Origin of the sequence: Microbispora sp. NBC_01389 (assembly GCF_045040095.1) — a bacterium.
Classification (GTDB): domain Bacteria; phylum Actinomycetota; class Actinomycetes; order Streptosporangiales; family Streptosporangiaceae; genus Microbispora.
In genome coordinates this window covers 3,007,689-3,031,070 of sequence record NZ_CP109552.1, presented here as the reverse complement: position 1 = coordinate 3,031,070, position 23,382 = coordinate 3,007,689, and the positions used below count along the sequence as shown (strand labels likewise).

The following is a 23,382-nucleotide window of genomic DNA, read 5'->3' as shown; positions in this document are numbered from 1 at the left end:
GCTGCTCCTACCGCTTCTTCCTCTTGCTCCGACGACGGATGATCAGCCGGTCGCTTGGCTTGTTCGGCTGGCGCGTACGGCCTTCGGGCTTGCCCTTCGGGTTCACCGGGTGGCGACCACCGGAGGTCTTGCCCTCACCACCACCGTGCGGGTGGTCGACCGGGTTCATGGCGACACCGCGGACCGTGGGGCGCTTGCCCTTCCAGCGGTTCCGGCCGGCCTTGCCGATGTTGATGTTGGACTGCTCGGCGTTGCCCACCTGGCCCACCGAGGCCCGGCACCGCACGTCGACCTGGCGCATTTCGCCGGACGGCATGCGCAGCGTGGCGTACATGCCCTCCTTGGCGAGCAGCTGGATCTGCGCGCCGGCGCTGCGGCCGAGCTTGGCGCCGCCACCGGGGCGAAGCTCCACCGCGTGGATGAAGGTACCGGTCGGGATGTTGCGCAGCGGCAGGCAGTTGCCCGGCTTGATGTCGGCCGTGGGGCCGTTCTCGATCTGGTCGCCCTGCTTGAGGCCGGCCGGGGCGAGGATGTAGCGCTTCTCGCCGTCGGCGTAGTGCAGCAGGGCGATGCGGGAGGTGCGGTTCGGGTCGTACTCGATGTGCGCGACCTTGGCCGGGATCCCGTCCTTGTCGTGACGGCGGAAGTCGATGATCCGGTAGGCGCGCTTGTGGCCGCCTCCCTGGTGCCGGGCGGTCACCCGCCCGTGGACGTTGCGGCCGCCCTTGCTGTGCAGTGGGGCAAGCAGCGACTTCTCCGGCGTGCTGCGCGTGATCTCGGCGAAGTCCGAGACGCTCGCGCCGCGCCGACCCGGAGTCGTCGGCTTGTACTTACGGATGCCCATCTTTTTCGTTCATCCTTCGTCGGTTCGTACCGGTCGGGGTCCGCCTCACGGCGGTCCCCCCGGTGCTCTCTTTCTCGGGGGCCGGTCCCTCGCACGGTGGCGAGGGGCCCCTCTCCCCGCTGCGGCAGGTGCTAGCCGATCTGACCGAAGATGTCGATCCGCTCACCCTCGGCCAGGCTCACGATCGCCCGCTTGGTGGTCGGGCGCTGGCCGTAGCCATGCTTGGTCCGCTTGCGCTTGCCCTGGCGGTTGATCGTGTTCACGCCGGTCACCCTGACGCCGAAGATCTGCTCGACGGCGATCTTCACCTGCGTCTTGTTGGCACCCTTGCGCACCAGGAACGTGTACTTGTTGTGCTCATCGATCAGGCCGTAGCTCTTCTCGGAGACGACCGGCTTGAGGATGATGTCACGCGGGTCGGCGATCTTCTGCATCAGGCCTCTTCCTTCCCGCTGTTCGCCAGCCGCGCCACGACCTGGTCGTAGGCCTCACGGGTGAAGACCACGTCGTCGTGGCAGAGCACGTCGTAGGTGTTGAGCTGCCCCGCGTCCAGCAGGTGGACCTCGGGGGCGTTGCGCAGGCTGAGCCAGGTGAGCTCGTCGTTCTCGTCGACCACGACGAGGACGCTGCGGGCCTGCGTAATCTTCCGCAGCGCCTCCAGGGTGGCGCGGGTCCCGGGCGTGTCGCCCGTGACCAGACCGCTCACCACGTGGACGCGGCCGCCGCCGGCGCGGTCGGACAGCGCGCCCTTCAGGGCCGCCGCCTTCATCTTCTTGGGCGTCCGCTGCTCGTACGAGCGCGGCTGCGGGCCGTGGACGACGCCACCGCCGGCGAACTGCGGAGCGCGGGTCGAGCCCTGGCGGGCGCGGCCGGTGCCCTTCTGCCGGTACGGCTTCTTGCCGCCGCCGGAGACGTTGCCGCGGGTCTTGGTGGCGTGGGTGCCCTGCCGGCGCGCGGCCAGCTGGGCGACGACCACCTGGTGGATCAGCGGGACGTTGACCTTGGCGCCGAAGACCTCCTCGGGGAGGTCGACGGTCCCCGCCTTGGCGCCGCTGGCGTCGAGGACGTCGATGGTCGTGGTCACTTGGCAGCAACCCCCTTCTTGGCGGCGGTGCGAAGAAGAACCAGGCTGCCGTTGGCGCCGGGGATCGCACCCTTGATCAGGATGAGGCCCTTCTCTGCGTCCACGGCGTGCACCTTGAGGCTCTGAACCGTCGTGCGGACGTTGCCCATCCGGCCGGCCATGCGCAGGCCCTTGAAGACGCGGCCCGGGGTGGCGCACCCGCCGATGGAGCCCGGGGAGCGGTGCTTGCGCTGCGTACCGTGCGAGGCGCCGAGACCACGGAAGTTGTGGCGCTTCATGACACCGGCGAAACCCTTGCCCTTGCTCTTGCCGGTGACGTCGATGTACTGCCCGGCCTCGAAGGCGTCGGCGAGGATCTCCTGGCCGAGGGTGTACTCGGAGGCGTCGTCGGTGCGGACCTCGGCGAAGTAACGGCGCGGCGTGATGTCGTGCTTGCGGAGGTAGTCGCCCAGGGGCTTGTTGACCTTGCGAGGGTCGATCTGCCCGTAGCCGAGCTGGACGGCGGAGTAGCCGTCCTTCTCCGGAGTGCGGACCCGGGTCACCACGCACGGACCGGCCTCGACGACGGTGACCGGGATCACCCGGTTCGTCTCGTCGAAGACCTGGGTCATGCCGAGCTTCTTGCCCAGGACGCCCTTGATCTGCTTAGCCATGTCAGTGCGTTCCTTAGAGCTTGATCGAGATGTCGACACCGGCGGGAAGGTCGAGACGCATGAGCGAGTCGACCGTCTTCGGCGTCGGGTCGATGATGTCAATCAGCCGCTTGTGCGTACGCATCTCAAAGTGCTCGCGGCTGTCCTTGTACTTGTGCGGCGACCGGATGACGCAGTACACGTTCTTCTCGGTCGGCAGCGGCACCGGGCCAGCGACCTTGGCGCCGGTCCGCGTCACCGTCTCGACGATCTTCTTGGCCGAGCTGTCGATGACCTCGTGGTCATACGCCTTGAGCCGGATGCGGATCTTCTGTCCCGCCATAATGGCCTCGGTGTCCTTCGCTGTCGTCCTATAAAGCTTCACGCGGCCTGGTGCCGCAGGTCGTTTCCACGCGACCGACGTTCCGGAGCGCGTCCGGTGTTCCGTGATCTGGCAGTGGCTTCGGTCGAAGTGCGGCCGAAAGCACTGCGAGATCACGGTCTCGTCGTCCGTGGGGGGCCGTCTCCGGCCCCTCCGTGGTGCGGCGGCCAGGCCCTCACGGGCCCGACCGCCACCCAGCGGTGCTACTACTTGATGATCTTCGTCACGCGGCCGGCGCCGACGGTGCGGCCACCCTCGCGGATCGCGAACTTGAGGCCGTCCTCCATCGCGATCGGCTGGATGAGCTGGACGGTCATCTCGGTGTTGTCACCGGGCATGACCATCTCGGTGCCCTCCGGCAGGTTCACGACACCGGTCACGTCCGTGGTACGGAAGTAGAACTGCGGCCGGTAGTTGTTGAAGAACGGCGTGTGGCGGCCGCCCTCGTCCTTGGACAGGATGTAGACCTGCGCCTCGAACTCGGTGTGCGGGGTCGTGGTGCCCGGCTTGATGACACACTGGCCGCGCTCGACGTCCTCGCGCTTGATGCCGCGGAGGAGCAGACCGACGTTGTCACCCGCCTGGCCCTCGTCGAGGAGCTTGCGGAACATCTCGACACCGGTGACGGTGGTCGTGGTGCTCTTCTCCTTGATGCCGATGATGTCGACGGTCTCGTTGACCTTGACGATACCGCGCTCGATACGGCCGGTGACGACCGTGCCGCGACCGGTGATCGAGAACACGTCCTCGATCGGCATGAGGAACGGCTTGTCCGTGTCACGAACCGGCTCGGGGACGTTCTCGTCCACGGCGTTCATGAGCTCGATGATGGAGTCGCCCCACTTCTCGTCGCCCTCGAGCGCCTTGAGCGCGGAGACGCGCACGACCGGCAGGTCGTCGCCCGGGAACTCCTGGGCGGACAGCAGCTCGCGGACCTCGAGCTCGACGAGCTCCAGGATCTCCTCGTCGTCGACCATGTCGGCCTTGTTGAGGGCCACGACGATGTAGGGAACGCCGACCTGGCGGGCCAGGAGGACGTGCTCCTTCGTCTGCGGCATCGGACCGTCGGTCGCCGCGACCACCAGGATCGCGCCGTCCATCTGGGCGGCACCGGTGATCATGTTCTTCACGTAGTCGGCGTGACCGGGGCAGTCCACGTGGGCGTAGTGGCGCTTCTCGGTCTGGTACTCGACGTGCGCGATGGAGATGGTGATTCCGCGAGCCTTCTCCTCGGGCGCCTTGTCGATCTTGTCGAACGGGGTCGCGTCGTTGAGCTGCGGGAAACGGTCGTGAAGCACCTTGGTGATCGCCGCGGTCAGAGTGGTCTTGCCGTGGTCGATGTGCCCAATGGTGCCGATGTTCACGTGCGGCTTGTTCCGCTCGAACTTGGCCTTGGCCACTGGTCTGTCTCCTTAGAGATTCTGACTTGACTTGCGTCTTGCAACTCAGGCTGTGCCCGGCGGAGGGATCACTCCCCCCGCCGCGCACCGAGCGGAACTATTCGCCCCGAGCCTTCGCGACGATCTCCTTGGCGATGCCCGGGGGCACCTCCGCGTAGGAGTCGAACTGCATGCTGTAGCTCGCGCGCCCCTGAGTGCGGCTGCGCAGGTCGCCCACGTAGCCGAACATCTCAGACAGCGGCACGAGCGCCTTGATGACACGGGCGCCGGACCGTTCGTCCATCGCCTGGATCTGCCCGCGACGACCGTTGAGGTCGCCGATGACGTCACCCATGTAGTCCTCGGGCGTGGTGACCTCGACGGCCATCATCGGTTCGAGGAGTACAGCGTCCGCCTTGCGCGCGGCCTCCTTGAAGGCCATCGAGCCGGCAATCTTGAACGCCATTTCCGACGAGTCGACCTCGTGGAAGGCGCCGTCCTGGAGCGTGACCTTCACGCCGACCATCGGGTAGCCGGCGAGCACGCCGAACTCGGCCGCCTCCTGCGCGCCCGCGTCCACCGACGGGATGTACTCCCGCGGGATGCGGCCACCGGTGACCTTGTTCTCGAACTCGTAACCGTCGTTGCCCTCGCCCAGCGGCTCCAGGTGGATGATCACGCGCGCGAACTGGCCGGAACCACCGGTCTGCTTCTTGTGCGTGTACTCGACCTTCTCCACCTTGCGGCGGATGGTCTCGCGGTAGGCGACCTGCGGGCGGCCGACGTTCGCCTCGACCTTGAACTCGCGGCGCATCCGGTCGACGAGGATCTCCAGGTGGAGCTCACCCATACCCCAGATGACCGTCTGGCCGGTCTCCTCGTCCCGGCGGACCTGGAAGGACGGGTCCTCCTCGGCCAGCCGCTGGATCGCGGTGCCCAGCTTCTCCTGGTCGCCCTTGGTCTTGGGCTCGATCGCGACGTTGATGACCGGCGCGGGGAACGTCATCGACTCGAGGACGACCTGCTTGACCGGGTCCGAGAGGGTGTCGCCGGTGGTGGTGTCCTTCAGGCCCATGACGGCCACGATCTGACCAGCGGTCGCGGACGGGCGCTCCTCGCGCTTGTTCGCGTGCATCTGGTAGATCTTGCCGATCCGCTCCTTCTTGCCCTTGACCGAGTTCACCACGGTGGTGCCGGTCTCGAGCGTGCCGGAGTAGACGCGGATGTAGGTCAGCTTGCCCAGGTGCGGGTCGCTCATGATCTTGAACGCCAGTGCCGAGAAGGGCTCGCTCGGGTCCGGGTGACGCTCGACGATCTCCTCCTCCTTGCCCACCGCGTGGCCCTTGAAGGCCGGGATGTCGGTGGGAGCGGGAAGGTAGGCGACGATCGCGTCGAGCAGGGGCTGCACGCCCTTGTTCTTGAACGCGGTGCCGCACAGGACCGGGTTGATCGAGCCGGTGATCGTCGCCCGCCGGAGGGCGGCGACGAGCTGCTCCTCGGTGGGCTCGACGCCCTCCAGGAAGAGCTCCATCAGCTCGTCGTCGTTCTCGGCGACCGTCTCGACCAGCTTGTCGCGCCACTCACGGGCGGCGTCGGCGTGGTCGGCCGGGATGTCGACGGTGTCGTACATCTCGCCCTTGGCCGCCTCGGCGCTCCAGAGCAGGCCCTTCATCCTCACCAGGTCGATGACGCCCTTGAAGTCGGCCTCGACGCCCCAGGGAAGCTGGATGACCGCCGGAGTCGCGTTCAGCCGGTTGATCATCATGTCGACGCAGCGGTGGAACTCCGCGCCGACCCGGTCCATCTTGTTGACGAAGCAGATGCGGGGCACACCGTAGCGGTCGGCCTGACGCCACACCGTCTCGGACTGCGGCTCCACGCCGGCGACGCCGTCGAACACGGCGACCGCGCCGTCGAGAACACGCAGCGACCGCTCGACCTCGATGGTGAAGTCCACGTGTCCGGGCGTGTCGATGATGTTGATCGTGTGATCAAGCCAGCTGCAGGTGGTCGCGGCGGAGGTGATGGTGATGCCGCGCTCCTGCTCCTGCTCCATCCAGTCCATGGTGGCAGCGCCCTCATGGACTTCACCGAGTTTGTAGTTGATGCCGGTGTAGAACAGGATGCGCTCAGTCGTCGTGGTCTTGCCCGCGTCGATATGGGCCATGATCCCGATGTTGCGGACCATGGCCAGGTCAAGAGCGGTCGTGGTGGCCACTTCTTCGCGTCCTTAACTCGTCGTCGGTGCTCACTACCAGCGGTAGTGGGCGAAGGCCTTGTTGGACTCGGCCATCTTGTGCGTGTCCTCGCGCCGCTTGACGCTGGCGCCGAGGCCGTTGCTCGCGTCGAGAAGCTCGTTCATGAGCCGCTCGGTCATGGTCTTCTCGCGGCGCGCCCGGGAGTACTGGACGAGCCAGCGCAGGGCCAGCGTGGTGCTGCGCGAGGCCTTCACCTCGACGGGCACCTGGTAGGTGGCACCACCGACACGGCGGCTCTTCACCTCGAGCGTCGGGCGGACGTTGTCGAGGGCCCGCTTCAGGGTGACGACCGGGTCGTTGCCGGTCTTGTCCTTGCAGCCCTCGAGGGCGCCGTAGACGATCGACTGCGCGAGGGAGCGCTTGCCGTCCAGGAGAACCTTGTTGATGAGCGCGGTGACCAGCGGCGAGTTGTGCACCGGGTCAGCGACCAGCTGGCGGCGGCCAGGGGAACCCTTGCGCGGCATGTCAGCTCTTCTCCTTCTTCGCGCCGTAACGGCTGCGGGCCTGCTTGCGGTTGCGGACGGCCTGGGTGTCCAGCGAACCGCGGATGATCTTGTAGCGAACACCCGGCAGGTCCTTCACACGACCACCGCGCACGAGCACCATCGAGTGCTCCTGGAGGTTGTGACCCACCCCAGGGATGTAAGCCGTGACCTCGATGCCGTTGGTGAGCCGAACACGGGCCACCTTGCGCAGCGCCGAGTTGGGCTTCTTGGGGGTGGTCGTGTAAACGCGGGTGCAAACGCCGCGCCGCTGCGGGCTCCCCTTGAGGGCAGGAGTCTTGGTCTTGCTGACCTTGTCCTGCCGGCCCTTGCGGACCAACTGCTGAATGGTGGGCACCGCGTCTCCGTTTCGTGCCTAGCCGGTGATACGTCGTCCCGATCCTGGCGATGCCGCCCCTCACGGGTTTGCAGGTGCTGCCGGTGTCATGACCTGCGGATTTTCCATCCCCGCCGACCCACGCGCTCGGGTGTGTCGCGCTCTGCGCGCGCCACAACCGGACAGACCCGGTCGATCTGGAGGATTCACGCGGCGCCCCCCGCCCGCTCTCCCACAAGAGAGCACGGCTGTCAAGCGCACGCATGCGAGCCCACGAACCCATGGGCACGAAAGAAAAGACTACCCAGCGGTTCGCAAGTCGTCAAAACGACCGCCGCCGGATCGTCGGGTCCGTGTCATGGTTCCCGTCGCCTGCCTGCAGGCAGACAGCCAGAGGGCTCGGGAAGAGTGTACTCGCCCGCCACCCCTCCCCTCGCCATTTCCGCCCACCCCACGCCACTCAAAAGGAGAACGCCGAGCGGGAGGTACTGAGCGAGCCGGAGGGGCGCGCCGCCGATCTGGACCGAGAAGCGCGCGGGAGCGAAGCGACCAAGCGCGACGAGGGAAGCGCTCATCGCGCGCCTCCGGCACGACCAAGCGGAAGTGAGCGCCCCGATGAGCGAAGCGGGAGACACAGAACCGCCCGGGGAGCGGGTGCTCTCCGGGCGGTTCGGGGTTCGGGACTCAGCTGCTGTCCGGGACTCAGCGGCCGTACTGGCCGAAGTCGTACTCCTCCAGCGGGACGGCCTCGCCGCTGCCGGAGCCGAAGGTGTAGTCCGCCGCGGAGCCGTCGTAGCCGCCGACCGTGTACATCGCGGCCTTGGCCTCCTCGGTGGGCTCCACCCGGATGTTGCGGTACTGGGGCATGCCCGTACCGGCCGGGATGAGCTTACCGATGATGACGTTCTCCTTGAGGCCGAGCAGCGAGTCGGACTTGGCGTGGATCGCCGCGTCGGTGAGGACTCGCGTCGTCTCCTGGAAGGACGCCGCCGACAGCCACGACTCGGTGGCCAGCGAGGCCTTGGTGATGCCCATCAGGACCGGACGGCCGGAGGCCGGCTGGCCGCCCTCCGCCACGGTCTGCCGGTTCATCGCCTCGAAGCGCGGCCGCTCGACCAGCTCGCCGGGCAGCAGCTCGGTGTCGCCCGACTCGAGCACGTTCACGCGCTTGAGCATCTGCCGGACGATGACCTCGATGTGCTTGTCGTGGATCGACACACCCTGCGAACGGTAGACCTGCTGCACCTCGTCCACGAGGTGGAGCTGGACGGCCCGCGGGCCGAGGATTCGCAGGACCTCGTTCGGGTTGCGCGCACCGGCGATCAGCAGCTGGCCGACGTCCACGCGCTGTCCCTCGGAGACCAGCAGCCGCGACCGCATCGAGACCGGGTACGCGATCTCCTCGGAGCCGTCGTCCGGAGTGACGACGATCTTGCGGGTCTTGTCGGTCTCGTCGATCCGCGCGCGGCCCGCGACCTCGCTGATCGGGGCGACACCCTTGGGGATGCGCGCCTCGAACAGCTCCTGGACACGCGGCAGACCATGCGTGATGTCCGCGCCCGCCACACCACCGGTGTGGAAGGTACGCATGGTCAGCTGGGTGCCGGGCTCACCGATCGACTGGGCCGCGATGATGCCGACGGCCTCGCCGACGTCCACGAGCTTGCCGGTGGCCAGCGAGCGGCCGTAGCAGGTCGCGCAGACACCGATCTTGGCCTCGCAGACCAGCGTGCTGCGGGTCCGGACCGTCTCGATGCCGGCGTTCACCAGCGCGGTGACGGTGTCGTCGTTGATGTCGACGCCCGCCGCGGCGACGAGCTTGCCGTCCACCTCGACGTCCTCGGCGAGGATGCGGCCGTGCACGTTGCTCTCGGCGTTCTCGGCCTTGACCAGGGCGCCGGTGGAGTCGCGCTCGCCCACGTGCAGCGGGACGGCGCGGTCGGTGCCGCAGTCGATCTCGCGGACGATGACGTCCTGGGCGACGTCGACGAGACGACGCGTCAGGTAGCCGGAGTCGGCGGTCCGCAGGGCGGTGTCCGCCAGACCCTTCCGCTGACCGTGGGTCGAGATGAAGTACTCCAGCACCGACAGGCCCTCGCGGAAGGAGGACTTGATCGGCCGCGGGATCGTCTCGCCCTTGGTGTTGGACACCAGGCCGCGGATGCCGGCGATCTGCCGCACCTGCATGCGGTTGCCTCGGGCACCGGAGTTGACCATCATCCAGACCGGGTTGGTCGCCGGGAACGCGTTGACCATGTCGGTCTCGACGTCCGCCGTCGCGTGGGTCCAGATCTCGATGAGCTCCTGACGGCGCTCCTCGTCGGTGATCAGACCCCGGTCGTACTCGCGCTGGACCTTGTCGGCACGCTTCTCGTACCGGTCCATGATCTCGGCCTTGTTCGGCGGCGCCACGACGTCCTCGATGGAGATCGTGACACCGGCGCGGGTCGCCCAGTGGAAGCCGGCGTCCTTCAGCGCGTCGAGCGCGTTGGCCACCTCCACCTTCGGGTACCGCTCGGCCAGCTCGTTGACGATCGCCGAGAGCTGCTTCTTGCCGACCTGGTAGTTCACGAAGGGGTAGTTGGCGGGCAGCGTCTGGTTGAACAGGCACCGGCCCAGCGTGGTCTCCAGCCGGATCGCGTCACCGGCCTCCCAGCCCTCCGGGGCCTCCCAGCCGCGCGGCGGCGGGACGTCCTTGAGCCGCACCTGGATCTTGGCCTGGATGTCCAGCTCGTGCCGGTCGTGGGCCATGAGGGCCTCCGACACGGTGGTGAACACCCGGCCCTCGCCCTGGCCGCCCTCCTTCTCGGTGGTCAGCCAGTACAGACCGATGACCATGTCCTGGGTGGGCATCGTCACCGGCTTGCCGTCCGCCGGCTTGAGGATGTTGTTGGTGGACAGCATCAGGATCCGCGCCTCGGCCTGGGCCTCGGCCGACAGCGGCAGGTGCACCGCCATCTGGTCGCCGTCGAAGTCCGCGTTGAACGCGGTGCAGACGAGCGGGTGGATCTGGATGGCCTTGCCCTCGACCAGCTGCGGCTCGAAGGCCTGGATGCCCAGGCGGTGCAGCGTGGGCGCGCGGTTGAGCAGCACCGGGTGCTCGGTGATGACCTCTTCCAGCACGTCCCACACGACCGGCTTGGACCGCTCGACCATCCGCTTGGCGGACTTGATGTTCTGCGCGTGGTTGAGATCGACCAGGCGCTTCATCACGAACGGCTTGAACAGCTCCAGCGCCATCTGCTTGGGCAGGCCGCACTGGTGCAGCCTGAGCTGCGGGCCGACGACGATGACCGAACGGCCGGAGTAGTCGACGCGCTTGCCGAGCAGGTTCTGCCGGAAACGGCCCTGCTTGCCCTTCAGCATGTCGCTGAGGGACTTCAGCGGGCGGTTGCCCGGGCCGGTGACCGGACGGCCGCGGCGGCCGTTGTCGAACAGGGCGTCGACGGCCTCCTGGAGCATCCGCTTCTCGTTGTTCACGATGATCTCGGGCGCGCCGAGGTCGAGCAGACGCTTGAGCCGGTTGTTCCGGTTGATGACCCGGCGGTACAGGTCGTTCAGGTCCGAGGTGGCGAAGCGGCCGCCGTCGAGCTGGACCATCGGCCGCAGGTCCGGCGGGATCACCGGGATGCAGTCGAGGACCATGCCACTCGGCGAGTTGCGGGTGTTGAGGAACGCCGCGACGACCTTGAGGCGCTTGAGGGCGCGGGCCTTCTTCTGGCCCTTGCCGCTGCGGATGGTCTCCCGCAGGTTCTCCGCCTCGGCCTCCAGGTCGAAGCCGCCCAGCCGCTCCTGGATGGCCTGGGCGCCCATGCCGCCGCGGAAGTAGCGGCCGAACCGGTCGCGCATCTCGCGGTAGAGCATCTCGTCGCCCTCAAGGTCCTGGACCTTGAGGTTCTTGAAGCGGCTCCAGACCTCCTCCAGCCGGTCCAGCTCGCGCTGGGCCCGGTCGCGGAGCTGGCGCATCTCACGGTCGGCGCCCTCGCGCACCTTGCGGCGGGCGTCGCCCTTGGCGCCGGAGGCCTCCAGCTCGGCCAGGTCGGCCTCGAGCTTCTTCTGGCGGGCCTCGATGTCGGCGTCACGGCGCTGCTCGACGTGCTGCCGCTCGACGGAGATCTTCGCCTCCAGCGACGGCAGGTCGCGGTCACGCATCTCGTTGTCGACATGCGTGATCATGTAGGCCGCGAAGTAGATGACCTTCTCCAGGTCCTTCGGGGCCAGGTCGAGCAGGTAACCGAGGCGCGACGGGACGCCCTTGAAGTACCAGATGTGCGTGACCGGGGCGGCCAGCTCGATGTGGCCCATCCGCTCACGGCGCACCTTGGCGCGCGTGACCTCGACGCCACAGCGCTCACAGATGATGCCCTTGAAGCGGACGCGCTTGTACTTACCGCAGTAGCACTCCCAGTCCCGGGTCGGACCGAAGATCTTCTCGCAGAAGAGCCCGTCCTTCTCCGGCTTGAGGGTCCGGTAGTTGATGGTCTCCGGCTTTTTCACCTCGCCGTGCGACCACTGCCTGATGTCGTCGGCGGTCGCGAGGCCGATGCGCAGCTCGTCGAAGAAGTTGACGTCGAGCACTAGATAATCCCCTTTTGAATCAGACCTCGTCGACGGTCATCGCGCCCTCGTGGGGACGCCGGGACAGGTCGATGCCAAGCTCTTCTGCCGCGCGGAAGACATCCTCGTCGGTGTCCCGCATCTCGATCGACATGCCGTCGCTCGAAAGGACCTCGACGTTCAGGCAGAGCGACTGCATCTCCTTGATGAGGACCTTGAAGGACTCGGGAATGCCCGCCTCGGGGATGTTCTCGCCCTTGACGATGGCCTCGTAGACCTTCACCCGGCCCAGGACGTCGTCGGACTTGATGGTCAGCAGTTCCTGCAGGGCGTACGCCGCGCCGTAGGCCTCGAGGGCCCACACCTCCATCTCGCCGAAGCGCTGGCCGCCGAACTGCGCCTTACCACCCAGCGGCTGCTGGGTGATCATCGAGTACGGACCGGTCGAACGAGCGTGGATCTTGTCGTCGACCAGGTGCAGCAGCTTGAGGATGTAGATGTAGCCGACCGAGATCGGGTGCGGGAACGGCTCGCCGGAGCGGCCGTCGAAGAGCCGGGCCTTGCCGTTCTCCCCCACCATGCGGGAGCCGTCCCGGTTGCGCAGGGTGCTGTCGAGCAGGCCGACGATCTCCTCCTCGTGGGCCCCGTCGAACACCGGCGTGGCGACCTTGGTCCAGGGCTCGACCCTGTCCATGTCCTTCTCGCGCAGGCGCTCGGCCCAGGCCTCCTCGATGCCGCTGACGTCCCACCCGCGGGCGGCGATCCACCCGAGGTGGGTCTCCAGCACCTGGCCGACGTTCATCCGGCCGGGCACGCCCAGCGGGTTGAGCACGATGTCGACCGGGGTGCCGTCCTCCAGGAACGGCATGTCCTCCACCGGAAGGATCTTGGAGATGACGCCCTTGTTGCCGTGGCGGCCGGCGAGCTTGTCGCCGTCGGTGATCTTACGCTTCTGCGCCACGTACACGCGGACCAGCTCGTTCACGCCCGGAGGAAGCTCGTCGCCCTCCTCGCGGCTGAACACCCGGACGCCGATGACCTTGCCGGACTCGCCGTGCGGCACCTTCAGAGAGGTGTCGCGGACCTCGCGGGCCTTCTCACCGAAGATCGCGCGCAGCAGGCGCTCCTCGGGGGTCAGCTCCGTCTCGCCCTTGGGGGTGACCTTCCCGACGAGGATGTCGCCGGTCACCACCTCGGCGCCGATGCGGATGATGCCCCGCTCGTCGAGGTCGGCCAGCGCGTCCTCGGATGCGTTCGGGATGTCCCGCGTGATCTCCTCGGGGCCCAGCTTGGTGTCGCGGGCGTCGACCTCGTGCTCCTCGATGTGGATCGAGGAGAGCACGTCGTCCTGCACCAGGCGCTGGGACAGGATGATCGCGTCCTCGTAGTTGTGACCCTCCCACGGCATGAACGCCACGAGCAGGTTCTTGCCGAGCGCCATCTCGCCGTTGTCGGTGCACGGACCGTCGGCGATGACCTGACCCTGCTCGACCCGGTCGCCCTCGGCCACGATCGGCTTCTGGTTGAAGCAGGTGCCCTGGTTCGACCGCTTGAACTTCGCGATCCGGTACGTCGTACGGGTGCCGTCGTCGTTCATCACGGTGACGTAGTCGGCGGAGACCTCCTCGACGACACCGGCCTTCTCGGCGCTGATGACGTCGCCGGCGTCGGTGGCGGCGCGGTACTCCATGCCGGTGCCGACCAGCGGGGCCTCGCTCTTCAGCAGGGGCACCGACTGGCGCTGCATGTTCGAGCCCATGAGCGCGCGGTTGGCGTCGTCGTGCTCGAGGAACGGGATCATGGCGGTCGCGACCGACACCATCTGGCGCGGCGAGACGTCCATGTAGTTCACCTCGGACGGGTGGACGGCCTCGAACTCGCCGCCCTTGCGCCGGGCGAGCACCCGGGACTCGGCGAAGCCGCCGTCGGCGTTCAGGACCGTGTTGGCCTGGGCGACGACGTGCCGGTCCTCCTCGTCGGCGGTCAGATAGTCGATCTCGTAGGTGACCCGGCCGTCCTCCACACGGCGGTACGGCGTCTCGACGAAGCCGAACGAGTTGACCCGCCCGAAGGACGAGAGCGAGCCGATCAGACCGATGTTCGGGCCTTCCGGCGTCTCGATCGGGCACATGCGGCCGTAGTGCGAGGGGTGCACGTCGCGGACCTCGAAGCCCGCCCGCTCACGGGACAGACCACCGGGACCCAGGGCGGACAGGCGCCGCTTGTGCGTCAGGCCGGCCAGCGGGTTGGTCTGGTCCATGAACTGCGACAGCTGGGAGGTGCCGAAGAACTCCTTGATCGACGCCACGACCGGGCGGATGTTGATCAGGGTCTGCGGCGTGATCGCCTCGACGTCCTGGGTCGTCATGCGCTCGCGGACGACACGCTCCATGCGGGCCAGGCCCAGCCGGACCTGGTTCTGGATGAGCTCGCCCACCGTGCGCAGACGGCGGTTGCCGAAGTGGTCGATGTCGTCGGTCTCGACGACGACCGAGCCGTTCTCGCCCATCGACTCCTCGCCGGCGTGCAGCCGGACGATGTACTCGATGGTGGCGACGATGTCCTCGTCGGTCAGCGTGCCCTGGGTGATTTCGGCGCTGACGCCCAGCTTCTTGTTGATCTTGTATCGGCCGACCTTGGCGAGGTCGTAGCGCTTGTGGTTGAAGTACAGGTTCTCCAGCAGCGCCTGCGCCGACTCCTTGGTCGGCGGCTCGCCCGGCCGCAGCTTCCGGTAGATGTCGAGCAGCGCGTCGTCCTGGCCGGAGGTGTGGTCCTTCTCCAGGGTTGCCCGCATCGACTCGTACTGGCCGAAACGCTCCAAGATCTGGTCGCTGGTCCAGCCCAGCGCCTTCAGCAACACGGTGACCGGCTGCTTGCGCTTGCGGTCGATGCGCACGCCGACGCTGTCGCGCTTGTCGATCTCGAACTCGAGCCACGCGCCGCGCGACGGGATCACCCGGCAGCCGAACAGGTCCTTGTCGGAGGTCTTGTCGACCGAGCGGTCGAAGTAGACGCCCGGGGACCGGACGAGCTGCGAGACCACCACGCGCTCGGTGCCGTTGATGATGAAGGTGCCCTTCGGCGTCATGAGCGGGAAGTCGCCCATGAACACCGTCTGGCTCTTGATCTCACCTGTGGTGTTATTGATGAACTCCGCCGTGACGAACATCGGGGCGGAGTAGGTCATGTCCTTGTCTTTGCACTCATCTACGGAGTACTTGGGCGGCTCGAACCTGTGATCCCGGAACGACAGGGACATGGTTCCGGAGAAGTCCTCGATGGGACTGATCTCCTCGAAGATCTCTTCGAGACCTGATTGGGCCGGAATGTCCTTGCGCCCGGCCTGGCGAGCCACCTCGACCCGGCCCTTCCATCTCTCGTTTCCGAGCAACCAGTCGAACGACTCGGTCTGCAGGGCGAGAAGGTCGGGTACTTCGAGCGGCTCCTCGATTCGTGCGAACGACACGGTACGGGGACCGGCGGGTACGGCGGAGGCGTTGCGCGAGGCTGCCAACAGATGTCCTTCCGAGGGCTCGCGGACTGACTACACGCACGCCAGACGACCAAGATCAGAGGTTACTCAGAGAAGCGGTCGTCAAAGGGCAGCGCAAAGGGGCAGTGTAGCCGATCGGCATACACCTGTCCACTCCGCTCTCGCTCTGCGCTCCACGTTGCTGGCAGCATCACCCGTCCGCGCCAAAACGTCAACCCCGAGAGCCGACATTTCGCCTAACCGACAGGGGTCACGCTGGGTTTTCCCGCCCTCGGGACCTTAGCGAACGCCGGGGATCCAGTCCCTACCCGGGACCGGAGACGGGTAACGCTCAGTCACACGAACGGCCCAACGCTGACCGTGGGTCGACGCTGCCGTGCCCTTGAATACCCATCGGCAACCACGGTTCAAACGTGTTCTTTGCTAACAATTTAGCCACGCGCTTACGGGGCGGGCGTGTCCCCCAGAAGGGTGGACAGCCGGGAGGCCCGCCAGCCGTCGCCCTGCGTCACCATCACCAGACGTGCCCTGCCCTGACTGACCTGCTGTTTGGGCTCTTCCTCGCCCCCGCCCGACCGTGTCGTGACCATGTTCACGAACAGCAGCACGCGGACCTCCTCGGGCGTCGCCGACTCCACGCCCGCGGCCGCCACGACGGTCTGCTGGACCGTCCGCCGCTCCCGCGCCTCCGGGCCCAGCGTCGCCGCCAGCGTGCGGTAGCGCTCGGCCAGCTCCCCGGTGGCGTGGCCGCCCGCCCGGGCCATGTCGCGGTCGATCGTACGGTAGTCGTACGACAGCATGTCGGGCGCGTACGACCGGGCCGCCGCGAGGGCCTCGCGGGAGGCCGTGTCGGCGGCCTGGAGACGGCGCAGGTCGAGCAGCAGCCATACGGCGGCGACGGCCAGCCCCACGGCGGCGAGCGCCGGCAGCGCCCGCAGCAGCCGCCTCACTGCACCAGCTCCGCCCGGGAGACCAGCCACAGGCCCGACGCCTTGGTCACGTCCATCCGCCAGCGGAAGAAGCGCTCCTCCGGCGCGGCCTTCCTGCCGTCCTCCCAGTGGATCACCGCGTCGGCGACGACCAGGACCTGCGCCGTGCGCCGGTCTCCCGCGATGGAGGCGAGCGCGGAGGCCCGCAGGACACCCGTCTGGACGGCCTTGTTCTTCAGCGTGGCGGCCCTCAGTGCCGCCTGGTTCGCGGCGTAACGCGCCTTCTCCGGGCCGGTGGAGGTGGCCAGCGCGCGTTTGATGTCGTCGTCTATGCGGTGGTGGTCGATCGTCATGAGGCTCACGGCGTGCGCCATGGCGGCCCGGACGGCCATCTGCCGGTCCTGGACGGCCGCCTCGGCCTCCGTGCGGGCCCCGGCGAGGCGCTGGACCACCAGGGCCAGCGCGGCCGCGACGAGGACGAGCCCGACGGTCAGCGCGCGCCGCATCCCCGTCCACCTCCCCGAGCACCCGACCGTCTCGGCCTGATCACGTCGCGCCGGATCCTACGCCCCGACCATAGATCAACGGGCCCGCCCTGCCCATAGGGTCTGGATTCCGTACGGGCCCGGGCACGCGAAAGGGGCGGTCCCATCCGGCACCTGGATGGACCCGCCCCTTCGGTGAAGCGTGGAGACTACTTGACCGTGACGGTCGCGCCGGCGCCCTCCAGGGCGGCCTTCGCCTTCTCGGCCTGCTCCTTGTTGACCTTGCCGTCGAAGACGGCCTTCGGAGCGCCGTCCACGAGGTCCTTGGCCTCCTTGAGGCCCAGGCTCGTCAGGGCCCGGATCTCCTTGATGACCTGGATCTTCTTGTCGCCGGCGGCCTCGAGGACGACGTCGAACTCGTCCTGCTCCTCGGCCTCCTCGGCGGCGGCGCCACCGGCGGCCGGGGCGGCGGCGACGGCGACCGGGGCGGCGGCCTTGACGTCGAAGGTCTCCTCGAAGACCTTCACGAAGTCGGACAGCTCAAGGAGAGTCATCTCCTTGAAGGTCTCGAGCAGCTCGTCGGTGCTGAGCTTCGCCATGATGGTGTTCCTCCAGTGGATCTAGCAGAAAACGTGTAAGGGGACCGCGGTGCGCGTTTCCCCCGCCCGCTGCGCGGACCTACTCGCCGGCCTCTTCGCGCTTGGCGCGCAGAGCCTCGGCCAGTCGAGCCATGGTGGTGGGCAGCGCGGCGAAGGTGGCGGCAGCCTGGGACTGCTTGGCCTTCAGCGCACCGGCCAGCTTCGCGAGGAGCACCTCACGGGACTCGAGGTCGGCAAGCTTGGTGATCTCGTCGGGGGTCATCGACTTGCCGTCGACGACGCCGCCCTTGATCACCAGGAGGGGGTTGGCCTTGGCGAAGTCACGCAGCCCCTTGGCCGCCTCCACCACGTCGCCCTTGACGAACGCGATGGCGGTCGGGCCCTGGAACAGGTCGTCCAGAGTGGTGATCCCGGCGTTGTTCGCCGCGATCTTGGTCAGCGTGTTCTTCGCCACGGCGAACTTCGCATTCCCACCGAGAGAAACACGCAGCTGCTTGAGCTGCGCGACGGTGAGACCGCGGTATTCGGTCAGAACGGCGGCGCTGGATCCCTCGAACTCATTCTTGAGCTCGGCGATCGCGACGCTCTTCTCCGACTTCGCCATGGGCCTCCTTCCAGATGTGCCGCCGGCGGAAGGCCCTCGGAAAACAGACAAGCCCCGGCGCAGGCGCACGGGGCTTGGGCGGACGTCACACGTCCTCAAGCGTCTCCACACCTACGCGGGCCGTCCACTCACGTGGATCCTTCAGTCATCGGGCTGCACGCCCGGTGACGACCGGCGGTCTTCGGCAGGAGACAGACTACGTTGTCAACCGTCAGGACGGCAAATCGGCGGTGGCGCGCTGCGGCAGCTCGCCCACCTGGTCGGCCGCCGGCGCCGTGATGGAGACCGGCTCGTTGAACGACTTGAACATCGCCGTGGCCTTGAAGGCGCCCGCGTCCGGCTTGCCGCCGTTCAGCTCGACTTTCCGCGGCAGGCCCTGGGCGTCGATCCACGCGTCGAATTTGACGTCCTTGGCGCCGGCCAGCTCACCGCGCAGCTGTGAGCGCTGGTCGTCGGACAGCTGCTTGACCGCCTCGTCCACCGGGAACGTGCCCGAGTAGTGGGTCGTGTCCACCCCGCCGACCTGCTCGCTGCCCACCGACTTGACGTCCTTGGACGCCGTGAGCAGGGCGGTGCTGGTCTTCAGGTCGAACTGCCGGGCCTGGGCGAGGTACTGGTCGACGTCCACGCCCGCCTGCGAGCCGAGCTGCTTCAGGTCGAGCCTGATCCACGGTTTGGTGGCGCCGAGCAGGTTCTTGAGCATGTCGACCTTCACGTAGGCCACTTCGCCGTCGACGATGACCCGTACGCCGCCGGGCAGATTCTGGCCGTTGAACGACACCTGGCTCAGGTTGATGTCCGTGGCGACCTGCGGGCTCTTCTGGTAGAGCATCGTGCCCTGCACAAGCCCCGCCTGGGCACCCTTAGCGTCGGTGACGTTGACCACGAGATCCGCGGCGTAGGTGTTGACGTCGCCGGCCTTCTGCGCGCTCTGCTGCAGGACCTCGGACGCCGAGAGCGTGATCTTCTCGAGAGACGGAGTCGCGGTCGTCCCGCATCCCGCGACCGTGATCGCGGCCACCGCCCCCGCGGCCACTAGTAGTCGTCGCATTTTTCCATCCCTTTCTGGGTTCCCCCTTTACCTGCCCTTGACCCTATTCGCCTAACGCCTTACGTGCGTCGTCCCTGTCGCAACCCTCATGACATATGCACAAAACCTACACATGGACAGACAGGAGCCCCCGCCCGATGTCCCGGGCGGGGGCTCCTGTCAGGCTCGGCGGCCTGTCCGGCCGTCGTGAAACGGTCAGGCGTCGATCTCGACGGTCAGCGCCCGCGTCACGTTCGGGTCGACCGGGATGCCGGGGCCCATGGACGTGGTGAAGGTGACCTTCTTGAGATAGCGGCCCTTGGCGGCCGACGGCTTGAGACGAAGCACCTCGTCGAGCGCGGCGGCGTAGTTCTCCACCAGCTGGCGCTCGTCGAAGGACGCCTTGCCGATGATGAAGTGCAGGTTCGCGTGCCGGTCGACCCGGAACTCGATCTTGCCGCCCTTGATGTCGGTCACGGCCTTGGCCACGGCGGGCGTCACGGTGCCGGTCTTGGGGTTCGGCATGAGGCCACGGGGGCCGAGCACGCGGCCCAGGCGGCCGACCTTGCCCATCATGTCCGGCGTCGCGACGACCGCGTCGAAGTCCAGACGGCCCTTCGACACCTCGTCGATCAGCTCGTCGGAACCGACGATGTCGGCGCCCGCCGCGCGGGCCTCCTCGGCACGGTCACCGGTCGCGAAGACCAGGACCCGGGCGGTCTTGCCGGTGCCGTGCGGGAGGTTGACGGTGCCGCGGACCATCTGGTCGGCCTTGCGCGGGTCGACGCCCAGCCGCAGGGCCACCTCGACGGTGGCGTCGAACTTCGTGGTCGCCGTCTTCTTGGCCAGCCGCACGCCGTCCAGCGGGGCGTACAGGGCCGCGCGGTCGACCTCGGCCGCCGCGTTCTTCCAGCTCTTGCTGCGCTTCACTTCGTACTCCTAAGGAGATCGTGGTCCGGGCCGCGCCTCGGCCCTCCCACAGCGTTCGAATTCGCCGGTGAGAGTCAGTCGGCGATGGTGATGCCCATGGAGCGGGCGGTGCCGGCGATGATCTTCTCGGCGGCCTCGACGTCGTTGGCGTTGAGGTCCTGCATCTTGGTCTCGGCGATCTGGCGAAGCTGCTCGCGGGTCAGCTTGCCCACCTTGTCCTTGTGCGGGTTCGCGCTGCCCTTCTGCAGACCGGCGGCCTTCTTGATCAGCTCAGGCGCCGGCGGCGTCTTCGTGATGAAGGTGAAGCTGCGGTCTTCGAAGATGGTGATCTCGACGGGGATGATGTTGCCCCGCTGGGCCTCCGTCGCCGCGTTGTACTGCTTGACGAAGTCCATGATGTTGACGCCGTGCGGACCGAGCGCGGTACCGACCGGCGGCGCGGGGGTGGCCTGGCCAGCGGGAAGCTGGACCTTCACCAGGGCCGCGACTTTCTTCTTTGGAGGCATTAGTCCTTCTCCGGGTCCTTGGTCCTACAAAAGCCTCACGGCACGCCGGAACACGGCGTGCGTGAGGACGGCTATCGAGTCTACGCGAGCCGGTCAGATCTTCGAGACCTGGTTGAACGACAACTCGACCGGGGTCTCCCGGCCGAAGATCGAGACGAGGACCTTGAGCTTCTGCGACTCGGCACTGATCTCGCTCACCGTGGCCGGCAGCGTGGCGAACGGCCCGTCCATGACGGTGACCGACTCGCCGACCTCGAAGTCGACGGTCGCGGTGGCCGTCTTGGCCGCGGCCTTCTTGACTTCCTCGGACGGCTCCGGGGCGAGCAGCTTGGCGACCTCGTCGAGGTTCAGCGCGCTCGGCTTGTTGGACAGCCCGACGAAGCCGGTCACACCGGGCGTGTTGCGCACGGCGGCCCAGGACTCGTCGGACAGCTCCATCCGGACCAGCACGTAGCCGGGAAGCACCCGCTCCTTGATCGGCGTCTTCTTGCCGCCCTTGAACTCGGTGACCGTGTGGGTCGGCACCTCGACCTGGAAGATGAAGTCCTCCATGTTGAGGTTTCCGATGCGGCTTTCGATGTTCTGCTTCACGCGGTTCTCGTAACCGGCGTAGGAGTGGATGACGTACCACTCACCGAACTGACCGCGAAGCTGACGCTTGAACTCCTCGACCGGGTCGACGTCGGGGAGGACGTCGCCGTCCTCGTCGACCCGCGCGGCGTCGGCCTCTTCGGCGTCGGCCTGCGCGGTGTCGGCCTGTTCGGCGGCCTCGGCCGAGTCTTCGCCGCCGTCACCGCCGTCAGAGTCGGCGGCCGTGGTCTCCTCGACCTCTTCTACGGCCTCGTCCTGCTCGGTGCCCCACTCGTCATGCTCGTCATGGGAGCGGTCGGCCGGCATCGGGGACTCGGACACGGGACTCTTCCTTCTTCGCTTGGTGTCGTGGACGTGCTAAGACGTCTCGGGCCGGATCAGGATCCGCCGAAGACCCACAGCACAGCCTTACCCAGCACGGTGTCGATCCCGAAAACGAGCGCAACCATGATCACAACGAAGACCAGGACGACCACCGTGTATGAGATCAGCTCAGTGCGCCTCGGCCAGATGACCTTACGCAGCTCGGCGACGACCTGCCGGTAGAACAGAGCGGGCGAGGTACGCCTTGCCTTCTTCTCGCCGGTTGGCTTACCGGGCTTTCCAGCGGTCTCGCCGCGGGTGTCGATCGCCACAGTCCTCACCTGATCCGTCGTGTCCGTCGCAGTTTGCGGCGCGCTTTCACGCCATTGTTGCGCGGACCGCACTCCGCAGGGCACGAGGGACTCGAACCCCCAACCGCCGGTTTTGGAGACCGGTGCGCTACCAATTGCGCTAGTGCCCTAGGCCGTGCACCACGATACCCGAGAAACGCGTTGACGCATCCGTCCGTCGCTCACGTGGCCCACTAGTCGGTGAAGTGTACGCGGCAATCACCACTCCGTCGAACCGGACCGCTCGCCTGCCGTCCGGAGACCGCCCGGCACCGCTCCGATCCGGGCTCAAAGCTACCGTGCGGACCCGCCCGCGGGCCGGATATGGATGCGAAACCGCGCGGCGCGTCTGGAACGATGGAGGCATGACCCGACCTCGCATCTCCGCACGTATTTCCGCGATCTCCGAGTCCGCGACTCTGGCCGTGGACGCCAAGGCCAAGGCGATGAAGGCGGCCGGTCGGCCGGTCATCGGCTTCGGCGCCGGCGAGCCCGACTTCCCGACGCCCGGCTACATCGTCGAGGCGGCCGTCGAGGCGTGCCGGAACCCCAGGTTCCACAAGTACACGCCCGCCGGAGGACTGCCCGAGCTCCGGCAGGCGATCGCCGAAAAGACGCTGCGCGACAGCGGGTTCCGGGTCGAGGCCGCTCAGGTCCTGGTGACGAACGGTGGCAAGCAGGCGGTCTACGAGGCGTTCGCCACGCTGCTAGACCCCGGTGACGAGGTGCTGGTCGTGGCGCCGTACTGGACGACGTATCCGGAGGCGATCAAGCTCGCGGGCGGCGTCCAGGTCGACGTGGTCACCGACGAGACGACGGGTTACCTCGCCTCGGTCGAGCAGCTGGAGGAGAAGCTGACCGACCGCACGAAGGCGCTGCTGTTCGTGTCGCCGTCCAACCCGACGGGGGCCGTCTACTCCCCCGCCCAGGTCGAGGAGATCGGCCGCTGGGCGCTGGACAAGGGCCTGTGGGTCGTCACCGACGAGATCTACGAGCACCTGGTCTACGGCGAGACGGAGTTCTCCAGCATCGCCACCGCCGTGCCCGAGCTGCGCGACCGGGTCGTCGTGCTGAACGGCGTGGCCAAGACGTACGCGATGACCGGCTGGCGGGTGGGCTGGCTGATCGGCCCGTCCGACGTGGTGAAGGCGGCCACCAACCTGCAGTCCCACGCCACCTCGAACGTCTCCAACGTCGCGCAGGCCGCCGCGCTCGCCGCGGTCTCCGGCGACCTGTCCGCCGTCGCCGAGATGCGCACGGCCTTCGACCGGCGCCGCCAGACCATGGTCCGGATGCTCAACGAGATCCCCGGCGTGGTCTGCCCCGAGCCGTTCGGCGCGTTCTACGCGTACCCGTCGGTGAAGGCGCTGCTCGGCAAGGAGATCCGCGGCAGGCGCCCGGCGTCGTCGGCCGAGCTGGCCGAGCTCATCCTGGAGGAGGCCGAGGTCGCGCTGGTGCCCGGTGAGGCCTTCGGCACCCCGGGCTACTTCCGCCTCTCCTACGCCCTGGGCGACGACGACCTCGCCGAGGGCGTCAGCCGGCTGGCCAAGCTCCTGGCCGAGGCGCACTAGGACGAGCGCACCAGGACCCCGCTCACCTGGGCTCAC

Annotated in this window: 21 protein-coding genes and 1 tRNA gene; 1 reads left to right on the top strand and 21 read right to left on the bottom strand. The window is 67.6% G+C overall.

What is annotated here, in order from left to right; translation table 11 throughout:
- Nucleotides 1-7 precede the first annotated feature (7 nt).
- From rplB to OG344_RS13705, 21 genes are all read right to left on the bottom strand, one after another.
- Nucleotides 8-844, bottom strand: coding sequence for a 50S ribosomal protein L2 (gene rplB, locus OG344_RS13805; protein ID WP_150930849.1), 837 nt, complete (start codon nucleotides 842-844; stop codon nucleotides 8-10).
- 131 nt (nucleotides 845-975) lie between these two features.
- Entirely contained in the window at nucleotides 976-1,278 is a 303-nt protein-coding gene (gene rplW, locus OG344_RS13800; protein ID WP_327043687.1) for a 50S ribosomal protein L23, read from the bottom strand.
- A complete protein-coding gene (rplD, locus tag OG344_RS13795) occupies nucleotides 1,278-1,928 on the bottom strand; it encodes a 50S ribosomal protein L4 (RefSeq protein ID WP_327043686.1) in 651 nt (216 codons plus the stop codon). Before rplD ends, rplW begins: the two co-directional genes overlap by 1 nt.
- Nucleotides 1,925-2,581, bottom strand: a complete 657-nt coding sequence (rplC, locus tag OG344_RS13790; protein WP_327043685.1) for a 50S ribosomal protein L3 — start codon at nucleotides 2,579-2,581, stop codon at nucleotides 1,925-1,927. Before rplC ends, rplD begins: the two co-directional genes overlap by 4 nt.
- Before the next feature lie 13 nt (nucleotides 2,582-2,594).
- Nucleotides 2,595-2,903, bottom strand: coding sequence for a 30S ribosomal protein S10 (gene rpsJ / locus OG344_RS13785; RefSeq protein WP_012887830.1), 309 nt, complete (start codon nucleotides 2,901-2,903; stop codon nucleotides 2,595-2,597).
- A gap of 245 nt (nucleotides 2,904-3,148) precedes the next feature.
- A complete protein-coding gene (gene tuf / locus OG344_RS13780; protein ID WP_405088558.1) occupies nucleotides 3,149-4,342 on the bottom strand; it encodes an elongation factor Tu in 1,194 nt (397 codons plus the stop codon).
- A gap of 97 nt (nucleotides 4,343-4,439) precedes the next feature.
- On the bottom strand, nucleotides 4,440-6,539 hold the full coding sequence (gene fusA / locus OG344_RS13775; protein ID WP_405088557.1) for an elongation factor G: 2,100 nt from the start codon (nucleotides 6,537-6,539) through the stop codon (nucleotides 4,440-4,442).
- 33 nt (nucleotides 6,540-6,572) lie between these two features.
- Complete coding sequence (gene rpsG, locus OG344_RS13770; protein WP_030508317.1) at nucleotides 6,573-7,043, bottom strand: 30S ribosomal protein S7; 471 nt, start codon at nucleotides 7,041-7,043, stop codon at nucleotides 6,573-6,575.
- Nucleotide 7,044: 1 nt separating this feature from the next.
- Complete coding sequence (gene rpsL, locus OG344_RS13765; RefSeq protein ID WP_030508316.1) at nucleotides 7,045-7,419, bottom strand: 30S ribosomal protein S12; 375 nt, start codon at nucleotides 7,417-7,419, stop codon at nucleotides 7,045-7,047.
- 681 nt (nucleotides 7,420-8,100) lie between these two features.
- On the bottom strand, nucleotides 8,101-11,976 hold the full coding sequence (locus tag OG344_RS13760; RefSeq protein ID WP_405088556.1) for a DNA-directed RNA polymerase subunit beta': 3,876 nt from the start codon (nucleotides 11,974-11,976) through the stop codon (nucleotides 8,101-8,103).
- Between the two features lie 19 nt (nucleotides 11,977-11,995).
- Nucleotides 11,996-15,469: a DNA-directed RNA polymerase subunit beta gene (gene rpoB / locus OG344_RS13755; RefSeq protein ID WP_405088555.1), complete on the bottom strand. Its 3,474-nt coding sequence runs from the start codon at nucleotides 15,467-15,469 to the stop codon at nucleotides 11,996-11,998.
- Between the two features lie 422 nt (nucleotides 15,470-15,891).
- A complete protein-coding gene (locus tag OG344_RS13750) occupies nucleotides 15,892-16,398 on the bottom strand; it encodes a hypothetical protein (protein ID WP_327043677.1) in 507 nt (168 codons plus the stop codon).
- Nucleotides 16,395-16,883, bottom strand: coding sequence for a hypothetical protein (locus OG344_RS13745; RefSeq protein WP_327043676.1), 489 nt, complete (start codon nucleotides 16,881-16,883; stop codon nucleotides 16,395-16,397). Before OG344_RS13745 ends, OG344_RS13750 begins: the two co-directional genes overlap by 4 nt.
- 188 nt (nucleotides 16,884-17,071) lie before the next feature.
- Nucleotides 17,072-17,461 carry a 50S ribosomal protein L7/L12 gene (gene rplL / locus OG344_RS13740; protein ID WP_405088554.1) on the bottom strand — a complete coding sequence of 130 codons (390 nt, stop codon included), beginning with the start codon at nucleotides 17,459-17,461 and terminating at the stop codon, nucleotides 17,072-17,074.
- Between the two features lie 79 nt (nucleotides 17,462-17,540).
- Entirely contained in the window at nucleotides 17,541-18,065 is a 525-nt protein-coding gene (gene rplJ / locus OG344_RS13735) for a 50S ribosomal protein L10 (protein WP_327043674.1), read from the bottom strand.
- Nucleotides 18,066-18,276: 211 nt separating this feature from the next.
- Complete coding sequence (locus OG344_RS13730; RefSeq protein ID WP_327043673.1) at nucleotides 18,277-19,116, bottom strand: LppX_LprAFG lipoprotein; 840 nt, start codon at nucleotides 19,114-19,116, stop codon at nucleotides 18,277-18,279.
- Nucleotides 19,117-19,311: 195 nt separating this feature from the next.
- Nucleotides 19,312-20,025, bottom strand: coding sequence for a 50S ribosomal protein L1 (gene rplA / locus OG344_RS13725; RefSeq protein WP_405088553.1), 714 nt, complete (start codon nucleotides 20,023-20,025; stop codon nucleotides 19,312-19,314).
- Nucleotides 20,026-20,099: 74 nt separating this feature from the next.
- Nucleotides 20,100-20,531, bottom strand: a complete 432-nt coding sequence (gene rplK / locus OG344_RS13720) for a 50S ribosomal protein L11 (protein ID WP_139580512.1) — start codon at nucleotides 20,529-20,531, stop codon at nucleotides 20,100-20,102.
- A 93-nt stretch (nucleotides 20,532-20,624) separates the two neighbouring features.
- A complete protein-coding gene (nusG, locus tag OG344_RS13715; protein WP_405088552.1) occupies nucleotides 20,625-21,443 on the bottom strand; it encodes a transcription termination/antitermination protein NusG in 819 nt (272 codons plus the stop codon).
- A 56-nt stretch (nucleotides 21,444-21,499) separates the two neighbouring features.
- The gene (secE, locus tag OG344_RS13710) at nucleotides 21,500-21,757 is read right to left on the bottom strand and encodes a preprotein translocase subunit SecE (RefSeq protein WP_111699923.1); all 258 of its coding nucleotides are present in this window, start codon (nucleotides 21,755-21,757) and stop codon (nucleotides 21,500-21,502) included.
- Nucleotides 21,758-21,833: 76 nt separating this feature from the next.
- Nucleotides 21,834-21,906 (bottom strand) — tRNA-Trp (locus tag OG344_RS13705).
- Between the two features lie 234 nt (nucleotides 21,907-22,140).
- Here OG344_RS13705 and OG344_RS13700 point away from each other — a divergent pair.
- Nucleotides 22,141-23,346 carry a pyridoxal phosphate-dependent aminotransferase gene (locus OG344_RS13700; RefSeq protein ID WP_327043670.1) on the top strand — a complete coding sequence of 402 codons (1,206 nt, stop codon included), beginning with the start codon at nucleotides 22,141-22,143 and terminating at the stop codon, nucleotides 23,344-23,346.
- Nucleotides 23,347-23,382: the final 36 nt, after the last annotated feature.

What these genes read in the sequence shown, in the direction of transcription:
- rpsG (WP_030508317.1), bottom strand. Translation starts at nt 7,043, where the DNA reads ATGCCGCGCAAGGGTTCCCCTGGCCGCCGCCAGCTGGTCGCTGACCCG.
- rplJ (WP_327043674.1), bottom strand. Translation starts at nt 18,065, where the DNA reads ATGGCGAAGTCGGAGAAGAGCGTCGCGATCGCCGAGCTCAAGAATGAG.
- OG344_RS13700 (WP_327043670.1), top strand. Translation starts at nt 22,141, where the DNA reads ATGACCCGACCTCGCATCTCCGCACGTATTTCCGCGATCTCCGAGTCC.
- OG344_RS13730 (WP_327043673.1), bottom strand. Translation starts at nt 19,116, where the DNA reads ATGCGACGACTACTAGTGGCCGCGGGGGCGGTGGCCGCGATCACGGTC.
- rpsJ (WP_012887830.1), bottom strand. Translation starts at nt 2,903, where the DNA reads ATGGCGGGACAGAAGATCCGCATCCGGCTCAAGGCGTATGACCACGAG.
- rplC (WP_327043685.1), bottom strand. Translation starts at nt 2,581, where the DNA reads ATGGCTAAGCAGATCAAGGGCGTCCTGGGCAAGAAGCTCGGCATGACC.
- rplK (WP_139580512.1), bottom strand. Translation starts at nt 20,531, where the DNA reads ATGCCTCCAAAGAAGAAAGTCGCGGCCCTGGTGAAGGTCCAGCTTCCC.
- rplB (WP_150930849.1), bottom strand. Translation starts at nt 844, where the DNA reads ATGGGCATCCGTAAGTACAAGCCGACGACTCCGGGTCGGCGCGGCGCG.
- rplL (WP_405088554.1), bottom strand. Translation starts at nt 17,461, where the DNA reads ATGGCGAAGCTCAGCACCGACGAGCTGCTCGAGACCTTCAAGGAGATG.
- OG344_RS13745 (WP_327043676.1), bottom strand. Translation starts at nt 16,883, where the DNA reads ATGCGGCGCGCGCTGACCGTCGGGCTCGTCCTCGTCGCGGCCGCGCTG.
- rplW (WP_327043687.1), bottom strand. Translation starts at nt 1,278, where the DNA reads ATGCAGAAGATCGCCGACCCGCGTGACATCATCCTCAAGCCGGTCGTC.